Source organism: Gemmobacter aquarius, from assembly GCF_003060865.1.
Taxonomy (GTDB): Bacteria; Pseudomonadota; Alphaproteobacteria; order Rhodobacterales; family Rhodobacteraceae; genus Paragemmobacter; species Paragemmobacter aquarius.
This window is the reverse complement of the sequence record NZ_CP028918.1, coordinates 3,231,130-3,256,894: the sequence shown is the minus strand read 5'-3', so window position 1 is coordinate 3,256,894 and position 25,765 is coordinate 3,231,130. Positions and strand designations below refer to the sequence as shown.

Sequence of the window (25,765 nt, the reverse complement as noted above, 5' to 3'; positions counted from 1 at the left end):
GGCGGGTCCGCCCCTTTTTCATGTCCGGCGCAAGGCGCTGGGCGGGGTGCCGAAGTGGTGGCGGAAGGCGCGGGATAGGGCGCTTTGGCCGGAAAAGCCGGTGCGAAGGGCAATTTCGGTCAAGCTGTGGCGGGTGTCGGTGATCAGTCGGCGGGCGGCTTGCAGGCGCAGGGTTTGCGCATAGGCGGCGGGGGTGAGGCCGAGGTTTTCAAGGAACAAGGTTTCGAGACGGCGGGGTGACAGGCCTACGGCGCGGGCGGTTTCCTGTGCCGGTTCGGGGCTGTCGATCCTCGCCTCCATCCGCGCGACGGCGGCGGCGACGCGGAGGTCGAGGCGCGGGTCGGGGTGTGGGGCGGGGGCGAGCTGCGGTTCGTGCCCGTCGCGGGTGGTGGTCAGGAACGAGGCGGCGACCTGACGCGCGAGGGCTGCGCCGTGGCGCGTGGTGATCAGGTGCAGCATCAGGTCATGGGCGGGGGCCGCTCCGCCTGCGCTGGCACGGGAGCGGTCGATGACCCAGCGGTCGGGGACCGTGTCGACCTGGGGGTGGGCGCTCGCGAAATCCTCGAAATCCTCCCAATGGACGGTGGCGCGGTGGCCATCGAGCAATCCGGCGCGGGCCATGACCCATGCGCCCGCGTCGATGCCTGCGATGAGGGCGAAGCGGGGGGCCATGCGGCGCAGGTCGCGCAGCAGCGGTTTCGTTGCCACTTCGGATTGGCGGTACCCGACGATGACGATCAGTGCATCGGCCCCTTCGGCGGCGGTGAGCGGGCCGGAAGAGGCGATCTCGATGCCGCAGGTCAGGGGCACGGGGTGACCGTCGGGCGAGACGACGCGCCAACGATAGGCATCATGGCCGAGGTGGCGGTTGGCGGCGCGGAGGGGATCGAGGACGGAAGCGACTTCGAGGATCGAGCAATGCGGCAGGACCAGCACGCCGATGGTCAGGGGCTGGCGCGAGGGGGCGAAAATTGTTGCGCTTTCGGTCATGCATATTTCGTAAACGGTGACGCATGACGCGGCAAGGGCGTTAGTCTTTGCTGGCAATAAGGGAGGACCACCGATGCCGCTTGCCATGAACCGCGAGGTTTTCATCACCTGTGCCGTGACGGGATCGGGCGGGACGCAGGACCGCAGCCCGCATGTGCCGCGCAGCCCCGCGCAGATTGCCGAAAGTGCGATTGCGGCGGCCAAGGCGGGGGCTGCGGTGGTGCATTGCCATGTGCGCGACCCCGAAACCGGCAAGCCTTCGCGCGATCTGGCCTTGTATCGGGAAGTGACCGAGCGGATCCGCGATTCGGCAACGGATGTGGTGTTGAACCTGACGGCGGGGATGGGGGGCGACATCTATTTCGAAGGGTCCGAGGATATGGGCCGCATGGGACCGCGATCCGATATGGCGGGGGCGACCGAGCGGGTGGCCCATGTGGTCGAGTGCCGTCCCGAGATCTGCACGCTCGATTGCGGCACGATGAATTTCAACGAGGCCGATTACGTAATGGTCAACACGCCCGGCCTGCTGCGCGACATGGCGCGGCGGATGACGGCGGCGGGGGTGCGGATCGAGATCGAGGCTTTCGATACGGGCCATCTGTGGCTGGCCAAGGAACTGGTCAAGGAAGGCGTGATCCCCGAACCCGTGCTGGTGCAGCTGTGCATGGGCGTGCCGTGGGGCGCGCCCGATGACCTGAACACATTCATGGCGATGGTGAACAACGTGCCTGCGGGCTGGCACTATTCGGCATTTTCCATCGGGCGGAACCAGATGGCTTACGTTGCCGCCGCCGTGCTGGCGGGGGGCAATGTGCGGGTCGGGCTGGAAGACAACCTTTGGCTGGAAAAGGGCGTGCTGGCAACGAACGCGCAACTGGTCGAGCGGGCCTGCACGATCATCGAGAACATGGGCGCGCGGGTGATCACCCCTGCCGAAGTACGGGCGCGGTTGAAGCTGGAGAAGCGGCCTTTGCTGCCGCGCTGATGGAGCCTGTCCGCCCTCCGACCGGACCTGCGGCGCCGCAAGCGGTGTCGAAGGTCACGCCTGTGGGGCGGGGCTGGATGCTGCTGGCGGTCGAGGCGGGGTTTGCGCTGCGTAATGCTTCGGCCGGGTTGGATCTGGCGCTCACGCGCGAGGATGCCGAGGCGCTGCGGCGGGGCGAGGTGACGCCCGAGGCTTTGGCGGCACGGGCGGGCCATGCCCACCAGCCGCCGCAGGGGGCGGTGACGGTGGCCTTTTCTGCCGAAGCGATGCGGCTTTCGGGGCAGATCGGGGCGGGCAAGGCGGGCAGCAAGGCGGGCGTTCCGCCGGGCAAGGCGAAAGCGCAGGTGCCACTGCCGTCCTTGCCTTTGGGATGGATCGGGGCCGGATGTCTGGCCCTGTTGGTTTTGGTCATGGTCTTGACCGCATGAGGAGACGGGATATGGCGCGCAAGGCGGCGATCATTGGCGGCGGGGTTATCGGCGGTGGCTGGGCTGCGCGGTTCTTGCTGAACGGTTGGGATGTGGCGGTGTTCGACCCCGATCCCGAAGCGCCGCGCAAGGTGGGCGAGGTGATCGGCAACGCCCGCAAGGCGCTGCCTGCCCTGTCGGACGGGCCGATGCCTGCCGAGGGGGGGCTGACGTTTGCGGGCACGATCACCGAGGCGGTGGAAGGGGCGGATTACATTCAGGAAAGCGTGTCGGAGCGGCTTGACCTCAAGCACCGTGTTTTCGCGCAGATCCAGCAGGTGGCGCCCGATACGCCGATCGGGTCTTCGACCAGCGGGTTCAAGCCATCCGAACTGCAACAGAACGCCGCGAACCCTGCGACGATCTTTGTCGCCCATCCGTTCAACCCGGTCTACCTGCTGCCGCTTGCCGAGGTTGTGCCTTCGCCGAAATCCGACCCCGCGCTGATCGAGGCGGCGAAAGAGACGCTGCGCGAAATCGGGATGTTTCCGCTGCATGTGCGTAAGGAAATAGACGCGCATATCGCCGACCGATTCCTCGAAGCCGTGTGGCGCGAGGCGCTTTGGCTGGTCAAGGACGGCATCGCCACAACCGAGGAAATCGACGAGGCGATCCGCATGGGCTTTGGCCTGCGCTGGGGCCAGATGGGGCTGTTCGAGACCTATCGCGTGGCGGGCGGCGAGGCGGGGATGAAGCACTTCATGGCGCAGTTCGGGCCCTGCTTGACATGGCCATGGACCAAACTGATGGACGTGCCGGAATTCAACGACGAATTGGTCGATCTGATCGCGGGGCAATCCGACGCGCAATCGGGGCATCACACGATCCGCGAGTTGGAGCGGATCCGCGACCAGAACCTGATCGGCTTTCTGCGGGTGCTGAAAGAGCGCAACTGGGGCGCGGGCAAGGTGCTGCTTGATCATGACGCGCGGCGCAGGGCGGCAATGCCTGCCCCCGTGGCGGGCGAAGGGCCGATGGAGATGGCGCGCCTGACCGTGCTGCCCGGATGGATCGACTATAACGGCCATATGACGGAAAGCCGCTACCTGTTCGCGGCGTCCGAGACGTCAGACGCATTCTTGCGCCATATCGGGGCGGATGTCGCCTATGTCGGGACCGGGTTCAGCTATTACACCGCCGAAACGCATATCATGCATCTGGGCGAGGCGAAGCTGGGCGATGCGCTGACCGGAACCGTGCAGGTGCTGCATGCCGACGAAAAGCGGCTGCATATCTTTATCCGCATCCTCAAGGATGGTCAGCCGGTCGCCACGTTGGAGCAGATGCTGCTGCATGTGGACATGGCGGCGGGCAAGACCTGTGCTGCCCCGCAGGCCATTCTTGACCGGCTGCTGCCGGTAGCCTCGGCCCATGCGGCCTTGCCCCGCCCCGAAGCGGCGGGTCGGGCGGTGGGCCAGCGCAAGTGAAACGCGTGCTGGTCACCGCCGGGGCGAACGGGATCGGGCTGGTGATGGCCCGGGCCTTTGCCGCTGCGGGATGCCGCGTGCATGTGACCGATGTTGACGCCGAAGCGGTGGCGGCGGTGCCGGACGGCATTACCGCGACGCTCTGCGATGCAGGCGACGAGGGCGCGATGGCGGCGCTGTTTGCGGGGTTCGCCGCCGATTGGGGCGGGCTGGACGTGCTTTGCGCCAATGCCGGGATCAAAGGGCCGACGGCGGCGATCGAGGATATGGGCTTGGACGACTGGCACCAGTGCCTTGGGGTGAACCTCGACGGGGCGATGCTGGCGGCGAAATATGGCGCGCGGCTGATGAAACCGGCGCGGTCGGGGGTGATGATCTTCACCTCGTCCACCAGTGGCCTTTATGGCACGCCGTTCCGTGCGCCCTATGTGGCGGCGAAGTGGGGTGTGATCGGGCTGATGAAGACTGTGGCGATGGAGTTGGGGCCGCATGGTATCCGCGCCAATGCGATTTGCCCCGGTTCAGTGAACGGCCCGCGCATCGACCGCGTGATTGCGGCGGAAGCCGAAGCCAAGGGCATGACGGAAGGTGCAGTTCGGCAGGGATACGCCAGCGGCACGGCGATGAAACGGTTGACCGATCCGGAAGACGTGGCCGACATGGCGCTGTTTCTCGCCTCGGATGCGGCGCGGATGGTGACGGGGCAGGCCATCGCGGTGGACGGCATGACCTATAATGTAGACCCATGAGGGGGCAGCGATGCATTTCGGACTGACGGACGAGCAGAAGATGATCGTCGAGACCACCCGCGCCTTTGTCGAGGCCGAGCTTTATCCGCATGAGGCCGAGGTGGAGCGGACGGGCCATCTGCGGATGGACCTGATCCGCGAGCTGCAGGCCAAGGCTATGGCGGCGGGGCTATATGCCGCCAACATGCCCGCCGAGGTGGGGGGCGCGGGGCTCGATACGCTGTCATGGCTTTTGTATGAACGCGAGCTGGGGCGCGCGAATTATGCGCTGCACTGGACCTGTGTGGCGCGGCCGTCGAACATTCTGCTGGCGGGGACAGAAGCGCAGCGGGAGAAGTATCTTTACCCCTGCATCCGCGGCGAGAAGTGGGATTGCCTTGCGATGACGGAGCCGGGGGCGGGTTCCGACCTGCGCGGCATGACGGCGAGCGCGCGGCAGGACGGCGGGGATTGGCTGCTGAACGGCACCAAGCATTTCATCAGCCATGCCGATCTGGCCGATTTCGCGATCTGCTTCATGGCGAGCGGAGAGGAAGACACGCCGAAGGGCAAGAAGAAGCGGATCACCGCGTTCTTCGTCGACAAGGGCACGCCCGGTTTTACGGTGCGGGACGGATACCGCAACGTCAGCCATCGCGGTTATACCAACGCGGTGCTGGAATTCGACAATTGCCGCATCCCGCAGGAACAGGTTCTGGGCGACGTGCATAAGGGGTTCGAGGTGGCCAACACTTGGCTCGGGGCCACGCGGTTGCAGGTGGCGGCGACCTGCCTCGGCCGTGCCGACCGCGCCTTGGGCCATGCGGTGCAATATGCGGCAGAGCGGCGTCAGTTCGGCCAGAGCATCGGCAAGTTCCAGGGTGTAAGCTTCAAACTGGCCGATATGGCGATGGAGCTGAAGGCGGCAGAACTGCTGACATGGGAGGCTGCGTGGCGCTTTGATGAAGGGTCGGTAACGGAAGCCGATATGTCCATGGCGAAGCTAAAGGCGACCGAGGTGCTGGCAATGGTGGCGGACGAGGCGATACAGATCCACGGCGGAATGGGGCTGATGGACGATCTGCCGCTCGAACGCATCTGGCGCGACGCGCGGGTGGAACGTATCTGGGAAGGCACCAGCGAGATCCAGCGCCATATCATCAGCCGCCAGCTTTTGCGGGCTTACGGCGCATGACGATTTTTCTGCGAAAAATCAGGGGGCATTCTGCCCCCTCGCCCCTGCGGGGCTCACCCCCTGAGGATACTTGGGGACAGAAAATGACGTTTTCCGTTCATCCTTCGTCAATTTTTGCAAGCCAGTATGACGGCACGGTACAGGGAGGGATCCCGATGACCGTGGCAGGAAATGGCACCTCGTGTCTGCAAGGGCACGGGGTGTTCCGCATTTTCTGCCCTGAAATATCCTCGGGGGGAGGGCCGCGGCACGCGGCCCGTGGGGGGCGGAAAGCCCCCCTGCGGAGGCAAGCGGCGCTTGCGCCGCGCAGCCGACAGGAAGGACTTGTGCGCGGAACGCGCACTCCGATGGGGCAGGGGGCGCGGCATGCGTGATCTGTCGCGGCTGCTGCGGCCCCGCTCTATTGCCGTGCTAGGTTCGGGCTGGGCGGCGAATGTGATCGAGCAATGCGCCAAGATGGGGTTCGACGGGCCGGTCTGGCCGGTGCATCCGACGCGCGATGCCATTTCAGGGGTGCGCTGTTTCCGGTCGCTGGCCGATCTGCCCGCAGCGCCGGATGCTACGTTCATCGGGGTGAACCGGCATGCCACGCTGGATGTGGTGGCCGAGCTTGCCGCGATGGGCGCGGGCGGGGCCACCTGTTTTGCCAGCGGCTGGGAAGAGGCGGGCGAGGCCGGGTTGCAGGAGCGGCTGGTCGCTGCGGCGGGAAACATGCCGATCCTCGGGCCGAATTGCTACGGGGTGATCAACTATCTGGACGGGGCGCTTTTGTGGCCTGACCAGCACGGCGGGCGGCGGGTCGAGCGGGGGGTGGCGCTTCTGTCGCAATCCTCGAACATCGTGATCAACCTTACCATGCAGGCGCGGGGCTTGCCCGTGGCTTACGTCGCCTGTCTGGGCAATGCGGCGCAGGTGGGGCTGGCGGAACTGGCGGGGGCGCTTCTGGCCGATGACCGCGTGACCGCGCTGGGCATGTATGTCGAAGGGATCGACGATGCTACAGCCTTTGCTGCTTTGGCCGAACAGGCGCGGGCGGCGGGCAAGGGGATCGTCTGCATCAAATCGGGCAAGACGGAACTGTCGCGTACGGCTGCGGCGTCGCATACGGCATCGCTCGCCGGTGGCGGGGCGGCGTCTTCGGCTTTCCTGCGGGCTTGCGGCGTGGCCGAGGTTTCCACTCCGGCCGAGCTGATCGAAACGCTGAAGATTTTTCACCTTTGCGGGCCGGAGATCGGGCCGCGGCTGTGTTCGCTGTCCTGCTCGGGCGGCGAGGCGGGGTTGGTGGCCGATCTGGCTGCACCCTTCGGTGTCGATTTCCCCCCGCCGAGCGATGCGCAGCGCGCACGGCTAGGGGAGATCCTCGGGCCGATCGTGACGATTGCCAACCCGTTGGATTACCATACCTTCATCTGGGGTGACGGGCCGCGCACAACGGATGTGTTTACCACGATGTTGGCGGGCTATGATGCGGGGCTTTTCATCATCGACCCGCCGCGCCCCGACCGCTGCGATCCGTCGAGTTTCCAGCCTGCGCTGGATGCGATCGTGTCTGCGGCGCGCACGACCGGAAGGCCTGCCTTTGCGGTAGCCTCGCTGCCCGAGAATTTCGACGAGGAGCGGGCCGTTGCGATGATGGAGCGCAATGTCGTGCCGATGATGGGGCTCGAAACGGCGCTGGGTGCGGTGCGGGCGGCGCAGACGCGGGCGGGGCTGGCGGACTGGCGGCCTTTGCGCGTGGTCGGGCCGCGGGCGCTGCATTTGCGAAACGAGGCTTCAGCCAAGGTCTTGCTGGCTGCGGCGGGGGTTGCGGTGCCAAGGGGCGTGACGGCGGCCTCGCTTGACGGGTTGGATGTGTCGGGCCTTGCCGCGCCCTTTGCGTTGAAGGGTCTGGGCTTCGCGCACAAGACCGAGGCGGGGGCGGTGCGGTTGGGGCTGGCCTCGCTCGCGGGGCAGGCCGAAATGGCGGGCGCGCAGGGGTATTTGGCCGAGGAAATGGTATCGGGCGTGGTGGCCGAACTGCTGGTCGGGCTGCGGCGCGATCCGGTTTACGGGGCGACGCTGACGCTGGGGTTTGGCGGGGTGACGGCCGAGGTGCTGGCCGATACGGTGACCTTGGTGTTGCCCGTTACGGCAGATGAAGTGACCGACGCGCTGCGGCGCTTGCGGCTGTGGCCGCTGCTTGATGGCTATCGCGGGCGGGCACGGGCCGATGTGGCGGCGGCGGTCGATGCTGTCATGGCCTTGCAGCGGATGATGGACGATCCGGCGCTGGAAGAGATTGAGATCAACCCGTTGATGGTGCGCGCAAGCGGTGCCGTGGCGGTGGATGCGGTGATCTGGGAGGGAGAGGCATGATGGAAATGCGGACCGAAGGCCCGATCCGGACAAGGGCCGAGGGCGCGGTGCTGGAAGTGACGCTTGACCGTCCCAAGGCCAATGCCATCGATCTGGTGACCAGCCGGATCATGGGCCATGTGTTCCGCGATTTCCGCGATGATGACAGCTTGCGCGTTGCCATCCTGCGGGCCGAGGGGGAAAAGTTTTTCTGCCCCGGATGGGACCTGAAGGCGGCGGCGGGTGGCGATGCGGTGGATGGCGATTACGGCGTGGGCGGCTTTGGTGGCTTGCAGGAACTGCCGAACCTGAACAAGCCGGTGATCGCTGCCGTGAACGGCATCTGCTGCGGTGGCGGGCTGGAACTCGCGCTGTCGTGTGACCTGATCCTTGCCAGCGACAACGCGACCTTTGCCTTGCCGGAAATCCGGTCTGGCACGGTGGCGGATGCGGCGTCGATCAAGCTGCCCAAGCGGATACCCTATCATGTGGCGATGGACCTTTTGCTGACGGGGCGCTGGTTCGATGCCGACGAGGCGCTGCGCTGGGGGCTGCTGAAGGAAGTGACTTCGCCCGCCGATCTGTTGCCGAAGGCGTGGGACTTGGCGCGGCTGTTGGAAAGCGGGCCGCCGCTGGTTTACGCCGCGATCAAGGAAGTGGTGCGCGAGGCGGAAGCGATGCGGTTTCAGGATGCGCTGAACCGTGTGACCAAGCGGCAGATGCCGACGGTGGACCGGCTTTATTCCAGCGAGGACCAGTTAGAGGGCGCGCGGGCCTTTGCCGAAAAGCGCGATCCGGTCTGGAAGGGGCGCTAGGCGCGGAAGCGACCGGTTCGTGTCGCGTTTCGCCGTGAAGCGCCGCGCGCCCGCGCCTAGGGTCGGGCACGGTTTCACGAGGGCGACATGGACGAGACGGATTACATCATCGTGGGGTCGGGGTCGGCCGGATCGGTTCTGGCCGAACGGCTGAGTGCCAGCGGCAAGCATCGGGTGACGGTGCTGGAAGCGGGCGGCAGCGACCGTCGGTTTTTTGTCATGCTGCCGCTTGGTTATGGAAAGCTGTTCTATGACCCTGCCGTGAACTGGCTTTACAAGACCGAACCCGATCCGGGCCTTGCCGGCGCGCGCGACCATTGGCCGAGGGGCAAGGTTCTGGGGGGGTCGTCGAGCATCAACGCGATGGTCTATATCCGCGGGCACAAGGCGGATTACGAGGAATGGGAAGCGGCGGGCAATCCGGGCTGGGGCTGGCCGGATGTGCTGGCTGCCTATAAGGCGATGGAAGATACCGAAGCCGGTGCCGATGAATGGCGCGGCGCGGGCGGGCCTTTGTTCGTGTCGGCCAACCGCAAGGGGCTGCATCCTTTGGTGCCGCATTACATCGCGGCTTGCGAAAGTGCCGGTCTGCGCGAGGTGGCCGATTTCAACGGGGCCGAGCAGGAAGGCACCGGCATCTACCAGATGACGATCAAACACGCGCGGCGCAATTCGGCGGCGCGGGCGTTCTTGCGGCCTGCGATGAAGCGTCCCAATTGCCGCGTGGTGACTGGGGCGATGGTGACGCGGGTCGTCATCGAGAACGGGCGAGCGGTGGGGGTGGAATATACGCGCGGCGGTGTAGCCCATGTGCTGCGGGCGAAGGCCGAGGTGATATTGTCGGGCGGGGCGATCAACTCGCCGCAGTTGCTGCAACTCTCGGGGGTGGGGCCTGCTGCGCTGCTGCAGGGCTTGGGGATTCCGGTGGTGCTCGATAACCCCAACGTGGGCGATCACCTCAGCGACCATCAGGGCATCAACTATACGTGGCGCATGAAGGTGCCGACCTATAACGACGAGCTGCGCCCGTGGTGGGGCAAGCTGGTCGCGGGGATGAAATACGTGCTGGCGGGGGCGGGCCCGCTGGCGAAATCGATCAACCATGCGGGCGGGTTCATCCGCACGTCACCCGATCTGCCGCGCCCGAACATGCAGCTTTACATGCAGGCGTTCTCGACACTGATCCCGCGCGAAGGCGAGCGGCCTTTGCTGACGCCAGACCCGTTTCCGGGAATGTCGATCGGGCTGTCGAATTGCCGCCCGTCGTCCAAGGGGCATATCCGGCTGCGCTCGGCGGATCCGTTCGCGCATCCGGTGATCACGGCGAACGCGTTTTCGACGCTCCATGACGTACAGGAAATGCTGGCGGCGGTGAAATACCTGCGGCATCTGGCGGCGCAACCGCCCTTGGCGCGGCTGATTGCGGAAGAGTTACGTCCGGGGCCGGAGGTGAAAAGCGACGAGGCGATGATCGCCGATTTCCGTGCGCGGTCGGGCACTGTGTATCACCCGTCCTGCACCTGCCGGATGGGGCCGGACCCTGCGACGAGCGTGGTCGATGCGCGGTTGCGCGTGCACGGGATCGCGGGGCTTCGGGTGGTGGACGCAAGCGCCTTCCCGAACCTGATCGCGGGCAATACCAATGCGCCGTCAATGCTGATGGGATGGAAGGGTGCGGAAATCATCCTCGCCGACGCCCGCTAAGGGCCCCGCCCTCGGGGGGCATCGAGCCCCCGCTCGGGCGGGCTGCCGGGATCGATTCTTGACTGGTGCGTTCGCAACGGGCGTTGTTATCTGAGTATTTGGACAAGGGTGAAGGGCCGGCGATCCCTTTCATCCTTGTCTCAAATACTCAGCTTGCAGCTTTCCGCAGAGGGGACGGCGGGCCTTATTCGCCGCGCGGGAAGCGTTTGTTTTCTTCCAGCACGTTCAGGTCCATGTGGTTTCGCATGTAGCGCTCTGATGCGGCACGAAGCGGCTGGTGGTCCCACGGGTAATAGGCGCCGTTGCGGAGCGCTTCGTACACGACCCAGCGGCGGGCCTGTGATTCGCGCACGGCGGCGTCGAAGGCGGGAAGGTTCCAGCGGGTGTCGGCCTCGGCTGCGAATTTCGCAAGGATTGCGGCATGGGCCGGGTCTGTGGCGAGGTTGACCCGTTCGGACGGGTCGGTGTCGAGGTTGTAGAGCTGGTCGGGGTCGGCCATGCAACGGATGTATTTCCACGGGCCTTCGCGCAGGGCGACCATGGGGGTGATGGTGCCTTCGGCGGCGTATTCCATCAGCACAGGGGTGGTGCGGTCAAAGCCGCAGGCGAGGGGGACGAGGTTTTCGCCATCGGTCCATGGCATGACCGCCGCCATGTCGATGCCAGCCAGCGCCGCGAGCGTAGGCGTCACGTCGATGGTCGAGACGGGCGTGTCGATGCGGCCCGCGGGAATGTCGGGTGCCGCGATCATCAGGGGGACGCGGGCGGAGCCTTCGAAGAAGTTCATCTTGAACCAGAGGCCGCGTTCGCCCAGCATCTCGCCATGGTCCGACAGGAAGATCACCACGGCCTCTTGGCGGGTGGCTTCGAGCGTGTCGAGCACCTCGCCGATCTTGCTGTCGACATAAGAGATGTTGGCAAAATAGCCTTGGCGGGCGCGGCGGATGTGATCAGGCGTGATGTCGAAGGCGTGGCTGTCGCAGGCGTCGATCAGGCGTTTGGAGTGGGGGTCTTGGTCGGCATAGGCGATGGCTTCGGGCGGTTCACATTCCGGCGCGCCTTCGTAAAGATCCCAGAACTTGCGGCGGGCGACGAAGGGGTCGTGCGGGTGGGTGAAGCTGACGGTCAGCATCCACGGGCGTTTATCGCCGCCGCGCGACAGGTCGTAGAGTTTCTGCACCGCGTTGAAGGCGACCTCGTCGTCATATTCCAGCTGGTTGGTGATTTCGGCCACGCCTGCGCCTGTGACCGAGCCGAGGTTGTGATACCACCAGTCGATGCGTTCGCCCGGTTTGCGGTAATCCGGGGTCCAGCCAAAATCGGCGGGGTAGATGTCGGTCGTCAGCCGTTCCTCGAAGCCGTGCAACTGGTCGGGGCCGACGAAATGCATCTTGCCGGAAAGCGCGGTCTGGTATCCGGCGCGGCGCAGGTGGTGGGCATAGGTCGGGATATCCGAGGCAAATTCGGCGGCGTTGTCGTAGACGCGGGTGCGTTTGGGCAGCGCGCCCGACATGAAGGCGGCGCGGGCGGGGGCGCAGAGCGGCGAGGCGGTGTAGGCATTGGCAAAGCGGGCCGAGCGGTCGGCGAGGCGCTTCAGGTTCGGTGCGTGCAGGAAGGGGGCGGGACCATCGGGAAAGAGCGTGCCGGTCAGTTGGTCGACCATGACGATCAGGATGTTGGGGTGGGTCATGGTGTCCTCGGGTCATTGCGGCTGTGATCTGGCGGCGACATTAGGCTTTTGCAGGCAAGGGTAAAGCGATGGAAGCGACGGGGCGTGGCGCAAAATGTCGGCCTGTTCCGGAGCGGTGAGCGGGAATTGCGGGGCGGGTCGCAAACGGGTGGGGAAGCGGCGAAAAAGGGTTGCGGCGGGCGCGGTCGGCGTTGCCTGATCAGAACGGTGACAAGGGAAGCGACGGGGGATAGGCGATGACGATCGTAGGGCAATTTCCACGGCAAGTGATCGAAAACCCTGACATGGGGATCGTGCTGCCCGATGGCTGCCGACTTTCGGCGCGGGTCTGGATGCCGCGCGATGCGGGGGACGATCCGGTGCCTGCGATCCTTGAATACATCCCCTATCGCAAGCGCGACGGGACCACGCCGCGCGACGAGATGATGCACCCCTATCTTGCCGGTCATGGCTATGCCTGCATCCGCGTCGACATGCGCGGCAATGGCGAGAGCGACGGGGTGATGGAGGATGAATACACCCAAGCCGAGATGGATGACGCGGTAGCGGTGATCGACTGGCTGTCGCGCCAGCCTTGGTGCAACGGGTCGGTCGGGATGATGGGCAAAAGCTGGGGCGGGTTCAATTGCCTGCAGGCTGCCTTCAACCAGCCGCCCGCGCTGAAGGCGGTGATCTCGGTCTGTGCCACGACCGACCGCTTTGCAGACGATATCCATTTCAAGGGCGGCTGCCTTTTGGGCGAGAATTTCGGCTGGGGGGCGGTGATGCTGTCCTATTCCAGCCGTCCGGCTGATCCTGCGTTGCGGCCCGATTGGCGGGGCGAGTGGTTGAGGCGGCTGGAGGCGGAGCCTTGGTTGGCACCCGTCTGGGCGGGGCATCAGGCCAAGGACGATTACTGGAAGCACGGGTCGGTGGGGCAGGATTATTCCCGCATGACGACGCCTGTGCTGATCTGGGGCGGCTGGGCTGACAATTACATGAATACGGTCGATCATCTGGTCCGTAACGTGCCGGCGCCATGCAAGGGAATCGTCGGGCCTTGGGTGCATCAGTATCCTCACACGGCGGTGCCGGGGCCGCAGGTAGGGTTCTTGCAGGTGTCGCTTCGCTGGTGGGACCGCTGGTTGAAGGGCATCCCGAACGGGGCCGAGCATGACCCTGCGATGCGGGCCTATATGATCCATTCCGCGCCGCCCGATGCGAGTGCCGCTTACCGCGCGGGCCACTGGGTGGTCGAGGCCGCTTGGCCTTCGCCACGGGTGGAAAGCCGGGTGCTGCATCTTGGGAACGGAACGCTGGGAGAGGCGGGGACCTTTACCGCGCTGGTGAACACACCGCAGCATCTTGGGATGCATACGGGCGAGTTCTTTCCGATGGGGCTGAATGCCGAGATGCCGGGGGACCAGCGCGGCGATGATGCGCTGTCGGTCTGTTTTGACAGCGCGCCGCTGGATGCGCCGCTCGATCTGCTGGGGGCTGCGCGGTTGGGGCTGCGGGTGGCGTCGGACCAGCCTTTGGCCTTTGTCGTGGTGCGGTTGAACGATGTGGCGCCTGACGGGTCGTCGGTCAGGATCGCGCACGGGATGCTGAACCTGTGCCACCGTGACAGCATGGAGCACCCTGCGCCGATGGTGCCGGGGAAGGCGGTGGAAGCCGAGGTGGTGATCGACCAGACGGCTTACCGTTTGGCGGCGGGGCATCGGCTGCGGGTGGCCTTGTCGACGACCTATTGGCCCTTTGTCTGGCCTTCGCCCGTGGCGGCGACGCTGACGGTGACGGGCGGGCGCTTGGTGCTGCCGGTGCATCGGGGGGGAAGCGCGAACGAATGGGACGCGCCGCCGGTGGAACATGCGCCCCCCGTGAGCTTGCGCGAAATCCGTGCGCCGCGGGCGAAGCGGATGATTGAGGAGGACATGCTGGCAGGCACGCGGGCGCTGGTTGTCGAGACGGACGAAGGGGCATTCGAGAACCTGTCGCACGGGCTGGTTGCGGACGAGACGCTGACCGAGCGGTGGGAAGTGCGGCCCGATGACCCCTTGTCGGCCCGTGCGACCCATGTCTGGGAGCAGCGGCGGTCGCGGGGGGGCTGGTCGGTTCGAACGCGGGCCGAAGCCGAGATGACGGCAACCGCCACCCATTTACGCATGACGGCGCGTCTGACCGCATGGGAGGGCGAGGCGCAGGTGTTCGACCGCGTCTGGGACGACGAGGTTTTGCGACGCTTTGTGTGAAACTGGCGCGGCGGGTGAAAAAGGTTTTGCCCGCCCGCCGATTCCCGCGTTACTGATTAGCTAATCAATAAAAACCCCGCAAAGTCGGGGAAAAGCCACAACAGGGAGACCAAGGATGAACGAAGAACTCCACTACATCGTGAAGCGTGCGGCCAAGGGCTTGATGAGCCGCCGCGAATTCATGGGCCGCGCTACGGCGCTGGGCGTTTCGGCCGTGATGGCCAACGCGCTGCTGGCATCGGCCGCGCGGGCGGAAGGCCCCGTCAAGGGCGGTGTTCTGCGGGCTGGCATGGCGGGCGGCGAATCGACCAACTCGCTTGATCCGGCGCTGGCGGCTTCGGAAGTGCCGTTCATGGTCAACATGACCTGGGGCGAAATGCTGGTCGATGTCACCGCCAAGGGCGAATTGGACATGCGTCTGGCCGAAGAGGTGTCTTCGAACGCCGATGCGACCGAGTGGAAGTTCAAGATCCGCAAAGGCGTGGAATATCACAACGGCAAGACCGTGACCGCCGAGGATGTGATTGCGACCCTGAAGCGCCACACCGACGAGAAGTCGCAGTCGGGTGCGCTGGGCATCGTGCAGGGCATTTCGGAAATGTCGGCCGAAGGTGACATGGTCACGCTGAAGCTGGCTTCGGGCAACGCCGACCTGCCGTTCCTGATGGGGGACTATCACCTGATCATCCAGCCTGACGGCGGTGTGGCCAATCCGGCGGAAGCCATCGGTGCCGGACCTTACAAGGTCGTCGCGAACGAGCCGGGCGTGCGCCACACCTTCGAGCGGCACGCGAATTATTGGGATTCGTCGATTGCCCATGCCGATCAGGTGGAAATCCTTGTCATCAACGACAATACCGCACGGACGGCCGCCTTGCAGGCCGGTCAGGTGCATATGATCAACCGCGTGGACCCCAAGATCGTCGAATTGCTCAAGGGTGTGCCGGGCGTCAGCGTCGAGGCCGTCGCCGGTCGCGGGCATTACGTGTTCATCATGCATTGCGACAAGGCGCCGTTTGACAACAAGAACATGCGGATGGCGTTGAAGCTGGCGATCAATCGCGAAGAGATGGTCGAGAAAATCCTCGGTGGTCTGGGCACGGTCGGCAACGACTTCCCGATCAACGCGGCCTATCCGCTGTTTGACGACGCCATCCCGCAGCGTACCTATGACCCCGCCAAGGCGGCCGAGCATTACAAGGCGTCGGGCCATGACGGATCGCCCATCGTGCTTCGCACGGCCCCCGGTGCCTTCCCCGGCGCGGTGGAAGCGGCGCAACTGTTCCAGCAATCGGCCGCTGCGGCTGGCATTCCGCTTGAGGTCAAGGTCGAGCCGGATGATGGCTACTGGTCGGACGTGTGGAACGTGCAGCCCTTCTGCGCCAGCTACTGGGGCGGGCGTCCGGTGCAGGACCAGATGTATTCGACGGCCTATCTGTCGACCGCAGACTGGAACGACACGAAGTTCAAGAACGAGGAATTCGACGCGCTGCTGCTGAAGGCCCGCGCCGAACTGGATGCGACCGCCCGCAAGGAGGAATATTCGAAGATGGCGAATATCCTGCGTGACGAGGGTGGTCTTATCCTGCCGATGTTCAACGATTTCGTCGAAGCCAAGCGGGCCGAAGTGGGCGGCTGGGAAGCGGATCCGAACGGCGAATTGATGAACGGGCGCGCACTGGTCAAGTGCTGGCTGACGGCTTGATCGGGCGCATCGCAAAGTGCATCCGATTTTGAGACTAGTGGTCCAGCGCATTGCGCTGGGCCTGCTTTTGCTGCTGGCGGTTTCGGTGCTGATCTATGCCGGAACCGAAGCCTTGCCCGGTGACGTGGCGCAAGCGATCCTTGGCCAGTCGGCCACGCCCGAGGCTTTGGCCAACCTGCGTGAATCGCTAGGGCTGAACCAGCCCGGCTATGTGCGCTATTTCAACTGGCTCGGCGGCGTGCTGACCGGCGATTTCGGCAAGGCGCTGACCAACGGGCAGGATATCGGGCAGGCCATCGCGCAGCGGTTGGGCAATACGCTGTTCCTTGCGGCTTGCGCGGCGGCGATCTCGGTTCCCTTGGCAGTCATCCTCGGGCTTGTCGCGGCGCGCTACAACGGGCGCTGGCCGGACAAGGTGATTTCGGGGATCACGCTGTCCACCATCAGCCTGCCCGAATTCGTGGCGGCCTATTTCGTCATCTATCTGCTGACGCAGGTTATTCCGATCTTTCAGCCGGTCGCGATGGTGTTTCCCGGCATGAGTTTCTGGGCGAAGCTGCAAGCAGTGGCGCTGCCCGTGATCGTGCTGGTTCTGGTCGTGCTGGCGCATATGATGCGGATGACGCGGGCCGCGATTTTGAACGTGATGCAGTCGGCCTATATCGAGACGGCCGAGCTTAAAGGTCTGTCGCCGATGCGGGTGATCTGGAAGCACGCCCTGCCCAATGCGATTGCGCCGATCATTTCGGTCGTGGTTTTGAACCTTGCCTATCTGGTGGTCGGGGTCGTCGTGGTCGAGGTGGTGTTCAGCTATAACGCGCTGGGGCAGTATCTGGTCGACCATGTCGCCAAGCGCGATCTGCCGGTGGTGCAGGCGGTGGGGCTGATCTTTGCGGCGGTCTATATTTCGCTGAACATTCTGGCCGATGTGATCTCGATCGTCGCCAACCCGAGACTGAGGCATCCGAAATGAGGCGTATTCCGGTTTCGGCCATGATCGGGTTGTTCCTGACTGGCCTGTTTCTGTTCACCGCGATCTTTGCCGATTTCATCGCTCCCTATCCGCTGGATGCAGTGCTGGGCGGCGTGTGGGAGCCGCCTTCGGACCAGTTCTGGCTGGGCACCGACACCATAGGCCGCGATATCCTGAGCCGGATGATCTATGGCGGGCAGATCACGATTTTCGTGGCGCTCGCGTCATCGCTGCTGTCGTTCGGCCTTGGGTCGTTTCTGGGCTTTCTGGCGGCGGTGCGTGGGGGCTGGGTCGACCAAGGGCTAAGCCGTGTCGTCGATCTGATGATGGCGATCCCGTCCTTGATCGTGGCGCTGGTGGTGCTGTCGGTGCTGCCGATCAGCCTGACGGTGCTTATTCTGGTAATGGGATTGCTTGATGCGACGCGGGTGTTCCGCTTAAGCCGCGCGGTTGCGATGGACATCGCCGTGATGGATTACGTGGAAGCCGCGCGCTTGCGGGGCGAGGGGCAGTTGTGGGTGATCTTCCGCGAGATATTGCCCAACGCGCTGTCGCCCCTGGTCGCCGAATTCGGGCTGCGCTTCATCTTTGCGGTGCTGTTCATATCCACCCTGTCCTTCCTTGGCCTTGGCATCCAGCCGCCGCTGGCCGACTGGGGCGGGATGGTCAAGGAAAACAAGGACGGGCTGGTTTACGGCAAGGCGGCGGCGATGATGCCGGCGCTGGCCATCGCGCTGTTGGCGATTTCGGTGAACCTTGTGGCCGACTGGATCTTGTCGCGGACCACTTCGCTGAAAGGGGGTCGCGGTGCGTGACTTGCTGACGATCAACAACCTGCGGATCGAGGCGACATCCTATCCCCCCAACGAGCCGCCGCGCGATGTGGTGCTGGTCGATGACGTGTCTGTTTCGGTGGCCAAGGGCAAGGTGCTGGGGCTGATCGGTGAATCGGGCGCGGGGAAATCGACGATCGGCCTGTCGGCCATGGCTTACGGCCGTGGCGGGGTGCGGTTGACGGGCGGGGAAATCTGGCTGGGCGGGGTCGACCTGCGGGCGATGGGAGCGGGTGATCTGCGGGCCTTGCGCGGGCGGCAGGTGACTTATGTGGCGCAATCTGCCGCCGCCGCCTTCAACCCCGCGCAACGCCTGATGGATCAGGTGATCGAGACCAGCCTGATCCACGGGTTGATGGGACGGGCCGAGGCTGAAAAGCGCGCGGTGGGCCTGTTCCGCACGTTGGGCCTGCCCGACCCCGAGACATTCGGCAGCCGGTATCCGCATCAGGTGTCTGGCGGGCAGTTGCAGCGGGCGATGACGGCGATGGCGCTGTGCCCCAAGCCCGATCTGGTGATATTCGACGAACCGACGACCGCGCTGGATGTGACCACACAGATCGACGTGCTGGCCGCGATCAAGGATGCGATCCGCGATACGGGGGTGGCGGCGCTTTACATCACGCATGATCTTGCCGTGGTGGCGCAGGTGGCTGACGATATCCTTGTGCTGCGGCACGGCAAAAAGGTGGAATACGGCCCGGTGGCGCAAATCATCACCAAGCCGCAGGAAGCCTACACGCAGGCGCTGGTTTCGGTCCGCAGCATCGACCATGTCGAGAAATCGCCCGCGCCCTCGGTGCTGTCGGTGCAGGGGGTGACGGCGCGGTATCGGGGCACGAATTTCGACGTTCTGAAGAACGTGACGATCGATCTGCCTGCGGGCCAGACTTTGGCCGTGGTGGGCGAAAGCGGGTCGGGCAAATCGACGCTGGCGCGGGCGATTACAGGGCTGTTGCCTGCGGGACGGGGGCGGATCGTCTTTGGCGGGCGCGAGTTGTCGGCAGAGCTTGCCAGACGCAGCAAGGATGACCTGCGCGAGTTGCAGATGATCTACCAGATGGCCGACGTGGCGATGAACCCGCGCCAAACCGTGGGCACGATCATCGGGCGACCGCTGGAGTTCTATTTCGGGCTGCGGGGCGAGGCCAAGCGCAAGCGCGTGCAGGAATTGCTCGACCAGATCGAGATGGGCAAGGGATATATCGACCGCTATCCGGCCGAGCTTTCCGGCGGACAAAAGCAGCGGGTCTGCATCGCCCGCGCCTTGGCGGCGAAGCCCAAGCTGATTATCTGCGACGAGGTGACATCCGCGCTGGACCCGCTGGTGGCGGACGGTATCCTGAAGCTGTTGCTTGCGCTGCAAGCGCAGGAACATGTGGCCTATCTGTTCATCACCCATGACCTTGCCACCGTCAAAGCCATCGCCGACCGGATCGCCGTGATGTATCGCGGCGAAGTGGTGCGCTACGGGTCAAAGACTGATGTGCTGACGCCGCCCTTTGACGATTACACCGATCTTTTGCTGTCGTCGGTGCCGGAAATGGAGCTGGGTTGGCTGGAAGACGTGCTGGCGCATCGCAAGATGGCAAGCTCGGGGAACTGACGCCCCCCGTTCATCCTTGCAATAAATACTTGCGCCGCAGGCATCCCGAAGGCGGGGCAAGTCGGGCTGGTGACGGAAAGGAACGACCCTGTGCAAAAACTGCTTCTGATCATCATCGACGGCGTGCCCTATCGCAACTGGCGGCGGTTGTTCGGCAATCTGGAAGGCTGGGTAAAGGCGGGCGATGCGCGGGTCTGGCGGATGCGGGCGGTGCTGCCCTCGACCTCGGCGTCCTGCTACGCGTCGATCCATACCGGTGTGCCGCCGCAGGTGCACCATGTCTGGGGCAACGAGGCGGTGCGGAAGCTGGACCTGCCCGATGTGTTTTCGGCGCTGGCGGGGGCGGGCAAGCGGACGGGGGCTGTGGCCCATTCCTTCTGGTCGGAATTCTTCCAGCGCGCGCCCTTCGATCTGGTGCGCGATATCGAATATGATGAAGATGCGGGGCCGATCCACCACGGGCGGTTCCACACCATGACCGGCTACGGCAACATCAACCAGATGACGCCCAGCGACGTGGACCTGTTCGCCACGCTGACCCGCTTGTGCGAGGTGAAGGGCATCGATTACGGGATGCTGCACACCTGCACGCTCGACAGCATGGGGCACCGCTTTTACCATGATTGCGAGGAGATGGATAACGCCTGCTACGTGATGGATGCGATGCTGGCGCCCTTTGTCCAGCGCTGGCGCGACAAGGGTTACGAGGTGATCGTGACCGCCGACCACGGGCAGGACGAGCGCGGGCACCACGGCGGGACCGGCGAATTGCAGCAGGATTTTGCGTTCTATTACTTTGGTGACGCCGAAATGCCCGGTGCTGACGTGGTTCTGGACCAGTTGGCGCTGGCCCCTTCGATCCTGACGCGGATGGGGGTGGCGGTGCCGGCGACGATGAAGGCCAAGCCGTTCATGGGCTGAAAGCGCCGGGGCTTTGCCCCCCGTCCATCGGTTTCTTGAACCGATGGCGAAACCGATGAACGACCCAGAGTATTTGCCGCAAGGATGAACGGGGGGTCAGGTCGCGTAGTTTGCGCCTTGTTCATCGAGCAGGGCGCGGATTTCGGCCATGTGGAAATCGGCGGCACCGGCATAGGAATCCCATTCCTGTGCGGTCTTTTCGGCAATTTCTTCAGACAGATAGCGCAGCGGCCTGCCGGTTTGCAGGGCGCGGATATAGGTCTCGGCGGCGCGTTCGAAATAATAGAGGCGGTTGAAGGTTTCCGCCGGAGTCTGGCCGACGATGAGCACGCCGTGACTGCCCATGATCATGGTGGTGATCTTGGGGTCCGCCAGCAACTGGGCGCAGCGGGCGGCTTCGGCCTCGAAGGCCATGCCGCCGTAGTGGTCATCGACAATCTGGCGGTTGTGGAACATGGCAGAGTTCTGGTCGATGGCCGGAAGGCGACTGTCGGCGAGGCTGGCAAGAACCGTGGCGTGGATCGAATGGACGTGCATCAGGCAACGGGCGTGCGGCAGGGCGCGGTGGACCTGTCCGTGCAGTCCCCATGCGGTGGGATCGGGGGCGTCGGGGCGGTTCATCGTTTCGGGGTCGTTGGCGTCGATCTCGATAAGCGAGGACGCCGTGATGCGGGCGAAATGGCGGCCGTTGGGGTTGATCAGGAAGCGGGTGCCTTGCGGGTTGGTGGCGAGCGAGAAGTGGTTGGCGACCGCCTCGTTCATGCCGAGATGCGCGGTCCACCGGAAGGCGGCGGCCATTTCGCATCTTTCTTTCCAATGGGTTAGGTTCGGAATGGGGGCGTTCATGAGCGGTCTCCGTAAGGCCATTCCCCTGCTGCGAAGGCGGTGATGGCGGCTGTGATGCGGGCGAAGCTGGCCTTGGCGCGGGGGACGCTGTGGCGGGCGCGGAGGTAGCCGTGGACGAGGCCGGGTTCGGTAACGGCATGGGCTTTGCCGCCTGCGGCGATGATGCGGGCGGCGTAGGTGCTGGCGTCGTCGGCGAGCGGGTCGCATTCGGCAGCGATGGCGAGGGTGGGGGGCAAGCCGTTGAAATCATGGTCGCAAAGCGGGACGAAGCTGGGGTCGGGGGCGGGTTCGGTGCCTGCGTGGCGGATGCTGGCGTAGAACAGCACATCGTCGCGGGTCAGCATGGGGGCTGTCGCGTGGGTAAGGTAGCTGCCGGTGTCTTTGTTGCCGCCGAGGCCGGGGTAGATGAGGATTTGTCCCGCGACTCCAAGGGCTTCGCCACGGGTTGCATGTGCGGTGGCGGCGGCGAGGTTTCCGCCTGCGCTGTCGCCCACGAGGAGGATAGGGTGGCTGAGTGTGGCGGAAATGGCGCGGGTTGCTGCCAAAGCGTCATGAAAGGCGGCGGGATGCGGGTGTTCGGGGCAGAGCCGGTAATCGACGGAAACCACGTGAAATCCGCATGTTGCACGGATTTCGGCGCAGATGTCGTCGTGGCTGTGTAACCCGCCTACAACAAATCCGCCGCCGTGGAAGTAAATGACCGTGGCGTCGCTGCCGGGATAGTGGCGGCAGGGCACGCCGCCAAAGGGGCGGTCGTTGGCGGTGACGCCGGGGGGGTAGCCACGGTGGAAAGCACGGCACATCCGGTCGTAGATGGCGCGCTGGTCTGCGATGGAAAGTGTAGCCGTATCAGGGGGATAGGCTGCATCCGTCGCGCGGATGAAGGCCCATGTTGCGGGGTCGATCAGGGTGTCGTAATCGGGTTTCATGGGGTCAGTCTGGGCCGACCGACCCTGCGGGGCAAGCGGGTTGGCGACGAAGCGGTGTCGGGAATGACATAGGGCGCGACCGCCAGGCCGCGCCCCATGCGAACTGTGGCTTTACGAGATCAGGCGAGCGAGAGGTTCGTCGCCGATTCGCGGCCGTCACGGCCTGCTTCGATATCGAAGGTTACGGCCTGGCCGTCTTTCAGGCCACGCAGGCCCGCACGTTCCAGAGCGGTGATGTGAACGAACACGTCCTTCTTGCCACCTTCGGGGGCGATGAAGCCGTAGCCTTTGGTTTCATTGAACCATTTCACGGTGCCCTTGGCCATCGTGAACTCCTCTGTCGCATGTCTTGCCGCCCGCACTGTGCGGCGACCTGGCCCCGTCAGCTTTTCGATGCTGGCGCCGGTAGAACCGGTAGACAGAAGTCGAGTGTAGTTAACGTCGCAGAGGCGATATGAGCACGGAAAAACCAAAAATCAAGATTTTTTGCATCGAAAGTTATGCGCTGCGGGGTGCGGGCGAGGCGGGGAACATGCCTTTGGCGGCGGGGGCGCGGTTGCCCGAAAAAGCGGCAGATCGGCGATGCGCAGCCTATGCACAGTCGGCGCAGACGAAACGGGCAAAAGGGTTAAAACACGTCAAGGAAATAGAGGATGATGATGATCGGGATCGGAATGCCGATCAGCCAGGCGAGGATGCCGCGCATGGGGGTGCCTTTCGTCAGGGTCGAGGCGCAACGCGGGCCGGTTGGGCGAGGTTCCGGCTGTCAGGGGGTCAGGCGGCGGCCGAGCGACATGAAGGGGCGTTCGATCAGGTGATAGAGCGCCAAGGCCACCGGAACGGCCAAAGCCAGCGTGACCAAGGGAACGGCGAGGGCAAGGGTGGGCGCGCCCAACCAGCCTTTGACGAGCAGCGGGATGCCTGTCGCATAGATGACAAAGGGGTGTGACAGGTAGAGGCTGTAGCTGATCTTGCCGAGAAAGCGGGTCACGCGATTGTCGAGGAGGACGGTCGCGCCGAGGGATTGCGACAGGACGATCAGGAAGAACGCGAGGCTCCAGCCTGTGACAAGCGAAAGAGGGACGGGCAGGGAATAGGTCTGCTCGACCCCGATGGACCAACCGGCGGGGACGATGCCGTCTTGGGTGAAGCCGAAGATGAAGGTGAGGTTGGTGGCCAGCATGCCGATCCCGCCGAAGGGGCTGCCGAGGTGGTGGTAATAGACCAGCCAGACGGCGAGCATCACGTAGAACAGGGGAGCGATGCGGAAGAAGCGCCGAAGGGCGTATCGTTTCCATGCGGCGGCGGTCGCGATGCCACCGTCATAGGCGAGGGACATGGAAAAGGCGCTGATGACGAAGAAGAGCGGCACGCCGAGCACGAGGTATCCGATACCTGTAACGCCGGTCGGGCCGAGGTCGAACATGGCGAGGGAATGGACGATGACCACGCCGGTTGCGGCGATGCCGCGCAGGCTGTCGACCGCTTCGAGGCGTGCCGTGCCGTGAATTGGCGCGTCGGTCATAAATTTTACTCGTTATTGTCGGCGGTTCGCGACAGATGCACCAGATCACGAATTCGCCCTTGCGGCAAACAAAAGCCCCGACGGGGTCGGGGCTTTTGCCGGTTGCGCGGGCGATCGGCCTTAGCGGCTGAAGCGTTTGTATTTGACGCGCTTGGGTTCGATGGAATCGGGCCCCAAGCGGCGGACCTTGTCTTCCTCATACGATTGGAAGTTGCCTTCGAACCATTCCCAATGGGCGTCGCCTTCGTAGGCGAGGATGTGGGTGCAGAGGCGGTCGAGGAAGAAGCGGTCGTGGCTGATGATCACGGCGCAGCCTGCGAAATCTTCGATCGCGGATTCGAGCGCCTGAAGGGTTTCGACATCAAGGTCGTTGGTCGGTTCGTCGAGCAGGAGGACGTTGCCGCCCGCGCGCAGGAGTTTGGCCATGTGGACGCGGTTGCGTTCCCCGCCCGAGAGGAGGCCGACCTTTTTCTGCTGGTCGGTGCCTTTGAAGTTGAAGGCGCCGGTGTAGACGCGGGAGTTCATCTCCATGTCGCCGAGGTGGATGACCTCGGAGCCGCCCGAGACTTCTTCCCAAACGGTCTTGTTCGGGTCGAGCGCGTCACGCGACTGGTCGACATAGGCGAGGTGGACGGTATCGCCCAGCGTGATCGTGCCCTCGTCGGGCTTTTCCTGACCGGTGATCATGCGGAACAGGGTGGATTTGCCCGCACCATTGGGGCCGATGACGCCGACGATGGCGCCCGGCGGGACGGTGAAGGACAGGTCTTCGATCAGCAGACGGTCGCCCATGGCTTTCTTGAGGCCCGTCACCTCGATCACCTTGCTGCCGAGGCGTTCGCCGTTGGGGATGATGATCTGCGCGGTCGACGAGCGTTCCAGAACGGTCTGGCCTGCCATGTCGTTGTAGCGCTGGATACGGGCCTTGGATTTCGCCTGACGGGCCTTGGCCCCGGCGCGGATCCATTCCAGTTCCTTTTCGAGCGCCTTTTGCTTGGACTTATCCTCGCGCGCTTCCTGCTGCATGCGCTTGGCCTTTTGGTCGAGCCATGCGGAATAGTTGCCCTCGTACGGGATGCCGCGGCCGCGGTCGAGTTCGAGGATCCACGAGGTGATGTCGTCAAGGAAATAGCGGTCGTGGGTGACGATCAGGATCGTGCCCTTGTAGTTGATCAGGTGCTTTTGCAGCCAGGCGATGGATTCGGCGTCGAGGTGGTTGGTCGGTTCGTCGAGCAGCAGCATGTCGGGCTTTTCGAGCAGCAGCTTGCACAGCGCGACGCGGCGGCGTTCACCGCCCGACAGGCTTTCGACATCGGCATCGTCGGGCGGGCAGCGCAGGGCGTCCATCGCCACGCCGACGGTGGCTTCGAGTTCCCACAGGTTCTCGGCGTCGATCTGGTCTTGCAGTTGGGCCATCTCGTCGGCGGTTTCGTCCGAGTAGTTCATTGCGAGTTCATTGTAGCGGTCAAGCACGGCCTGTTGCTTGGCCACGCCCAGCATGACGTTGCCCTTCACGTCGAGCGCGGGGTCGAGGTAGGGTTCCTGTGACAGGTAGCCGACCTTGGCGCCTTTTGCCGCCCAAGCCTCGCCTTTGAAATCGGTGTCTTGTCCGGCCATGATGCGCAGCAGGGTGGATTTGCCCGAACCGTTGATGCCGACGACGCCGATCTTGACGCCGGGCAGGAAGTTCAGGTGGATGTTTTCAAAGCACTTCTTGCCGCCGGGATAGGTCTTGGAGACGCCTTCCATGTGATAGACGTATTGATACGAGGCCATCGTGCCGCTCCTGATCGCTTTTCGGGTTGGTCGCTATGTAGCGATAATGCTGGACAAGGGCAACGTGGGGTGGTTCGGGTTT

At 64.4% G+C, this 25,765-nt stretch carries 21 protein-coding genes; 14 read left to right on the top strand and 7 right to left on the bottom strand.

Annotated features, from left to right (window positions below):
• Positions 1 to 18: 18 nt before the first annotated feature.
• Positions 19 to 990: a GlxA family transcriptional regulator gene (locus tag HYN69_RS15670; RefSeq protein WP_108436567.1), complete on the bottom strand. Its 972-nt coding sequence runs from the start codon at positions 988 to 990 to the stop codon at positions 19 to 21.
• Between the two features lie 73 nt (positions 991 to 1,063).
• On the opposite strand from HYN69_RS15670, the gene HYN69_RS15665 reads away from it, so the two are divergent.
• The 8 genes from HYN69_RS15665 to HYN69_RS15630 all read left to right on the top strand — a co-directional run bounded on the left by HYN69_RS15665 (position 1,064) and on the right by HYN69_RS15630 (position 10,648).
• Positions 1,064 to 1,978 carry a BKACE family enzyme gene (locus HYN69_RS15665; RefSeq protein ID WP_108436566.1) on the top strand — a complete coding sequence of 305 codons (915 nt, stop codon included), beginning with the start codon at positions 1,064 to 1,066 and terminating at the stop codon, positions 1,976 to 1,978.
• Positions 1,978 to 2,406, top strand: a complete 429-nt coding sequence (locus tag HYN69_RS15660; RefSeq protein ID WP_108436565.1) for a hypothetical protein — start codon at positions 1,978 to 1,980, stop codon at positions 2,404 to 2,406. The genes HYN69_RS15665 and HYN69_RS15660 overlap by 1 nt, the downstream gene beginning before the upstream one ends.
• Positions 2,407 to 2,417: 11 nt before the next feature.
• A complete protein-coding gene (locus tag HYN69_RS15655; protein WP_108436564.1) occupies positions 2,418 to 3,872 on the top strand; it encodes a carnitine 3-dehydrogenase in 1,455 nt (484 codons plus the stop codon).
• Positions 3,869 to 4,621: an SDR family oxidoreductase gene (locus HYN69_RS15650; protein ID WP_108436563.1), complete on the top strand. Its 753-nt coding sequence runs from the start codon at positions 3,869 to 3,871 to the stop codon at positions 4,619 to 4,621. The genes HYN69_RS15655 and HYN69_RS15650 overlap by 4 nt, the downstream gene beginning before the upstream one ends.
• A gap of 10 nt (positions 4,622 to 4,631) precedes the next feature.
• Entirely contained in the window at positions 4,632 to 5,795 is a 1,164-nt protein-coding gene (locus HYN69_RS15645; RefSeq protein WP_108436562.1) for an acyl-CoA dehydrogenase family protein, read from the top strand.
• A gap of 366 nt (positions 5,796 to 6,161) precedes the next feature.
• Complete coding sequence (locus HYN69_RS15640) at positions 6,162 to 8,150, top strand: acetate--CoA ligase family protein (protein ID WP_108436561.1); 1,989 nt, start codon at positions 6,162 to 6,164, stop codon at positions 8,148 to 8,150.
• Positions 8,147 to 8,944, top strand: a complete 798-nt coding sequence (locus HYN69_RS15635; RefSeq protein ID WP_108436560.1) for a carnitinyl-CoA dehydratase — start codon at positions 8,147 to 8,149, stop codon at positions 8,942 to 8,944. The genes HYN69_RS15640 and HYN69_RS15635 overlap by 4 nt, the downstream gene beginning before the upstream one ends.
• 87 nt (positions 8,945 to 9,031) lie before the next feature.
• On the top strand, positions 9,032 to 10,648 hold the full coding sequence (locus HYN69_RS15630) for a GMC family oxidoreductase (RefSeq protein ID WP_108436559.1): 1,617 nt from the start codon (positions 9,032 to 9,034) through the stop codon (positions 10,646 to 10,648).
• A 184-nt stretch (positions 10,649 to 10,832) separates the two neighbouring features.
• On the opposite strand, the gene betC is transcribed toward HYN69_RS15630, so the two are convergent.
• Entirely contained in the window at positions 10,833 to 12,338 is a 1,506-nt protein-coding gene (gene betC / locus HYN69_RS15625) for a choline-sulfatase (protein WP_108436558.1), read from the bottom strand.
• A gap of 236 nt (positions 12,339 to 12,574) precedes the next feature.
• Here betC and HYN69_RS15620 point away from each other — a divergent pair, with 236 nt between their 5' ends.
• From HYN69_RS15620 to HYN69_RS15595, 6 genes are all read left to right on the top strand, one after another.
• Positions 12,575 to 14,569, top strand: coding sequence for a CocE/NonD family hydrolase (locus tag HYN69_RS15620; protein WP_108436557.1), 1,995 nt, complete (start codon positions 12,575 to 12,577; stop codon positions 14,567 to 14,569).
• Between the two features lie 115 nt (positions 14,570 to 14,684).
• Positions 14,685 to 16,274: an ABC transporter substrate-binding protein gene (locus HYN69_RS15615; RefSeq protein ID WP_108436556.1), complete on the top strand. Its 1,590-nt coding sequence runs from the start codon at positions 14,685 to 14,687 to the stop codon at positions 16,272 to 16,274.
• Between the two features lie 16 nt (positions 16,275 to 16,290).
• Positions 16,291 to 17,247 (top strand): ABC transporter permease, encoded by a 957-nt coding sequence (locus tag HYN69_RS15610; protein WP_108436555.1) that lies wholly within the window; start codon positions 16,291 to 16,293, stop codon positions 17,245 to 17,247.
• Positions 17,244 to 18,062, top strand: a complete 819-nt coding sequence (locus tag HYN69_RS15605) for an ABC transporter permease (protein ID WP_108436554.1) — start codon at positions 17,244 to 17,246, stop codon at positions 18,060 to 18,062. Before HYN69_RS15610 ends, HYN69_RS15605 begins: the two co-directional genes overlap by 4 nt.
• Complete coding sequence (locus HYN69_RS15600; protein WP_108436553.1) at positions 18,055 to 19,686, top strand: ABC transporter ATP-binding protein; 1,632 nt, start codon at positions 18,055 to 18,057, stop codon at positions 19,684 to 19,686. Before HYN69_RS15605 ends, HYN69_RS15600 begins: the two co-directional genes overlap by 8 nt.
• A 90-nt stretch (positions 19,687 to 19,776) precedes the next feature.
• On the top strand, positions 19,777 to 20,607 hold the full coding sequence (locus tag HYN69_RS15595; protein ID WP_108436552.1) for an alkaline phosphatase family protein: 831 nt from the start codon (positions 19,777 to 19,779) through the stop codon (positions 20,605 to 20,607).
• Positions 20,608 to 20,703: 96 nt separating this feature from the next.
• Here HYN69_RS15595 and HYN69_RS15590 read toward each other — a convergent pair whose 3' ends face one another.
• From HYN69_RS15590 to ettA, 5 genes are all read right to left on the bottom strand, one after another.
• On the bottom strand, positions 20,704 to 21,405 hold the full coding sequence (locus HYN69_RS15590; protein ID WP_230426440.1) for a class II aldolase and adducin N-terminal domain-containing protein: 702 nt from the start codon (positions 21,403 to 21,405) through the stop codon (positions 20,704 to 20,706).
• Between the two features lie 44 nt (positions 21,406 to 21,449).
• Positions 21,450 to 22,382, bottom strand: a complete 933-nt coding sequence (locus tag HYN69_RS15585; protein WP_108436550.1) for an alpha/beta hydrolase — start codon at positions 22,380 to 22,382, stop codon at positions 21,450 to 21,452.
• A 119-nt stretch (positions 22,383 to 22,501) separates the two neighbouring features.
• The gene (locus tag HYN69_RS15580) at positions 22,502 to 22,708 is read right to left on the bottom strand and encodes a cold-shock protein (protein WP_108436549.1); all 207 of its coding nucleotides are present in this window, start codon (positions 22,706 to 22,708) and stop codon (positions 22,502 to 22,504) included.
• 440 nt (positions 22,709 to 23,148) lie between these two features.
• Complete coding sequence (locus HYN69_RS15575) at positions 23,149 to 23,907, bottom strand: acyltransferase family protein (protein WP_108436548.1); 759 nt, start codon at positions 23,905 to 23,907, stop codon at positions 23,149 to 23,151.
• Positions 23,908 to 24,027: 120 nt separating this feature from the next.
• On the bottom strand, positions 24,028 to 25,683 hold the full coding sequence (gene ettA / locus HYN69_RS15570) for an energy-dependent translational throttle protein EttA (protein WP_108436547.1): 1,656 nt from the start codon (positions 25,681 to 25,683) through the stop codon (positions 24,028 to 24,030).
• Between the last annotated feature and the right edge of the window lie 82 nt (positions 25,684 to 25,765).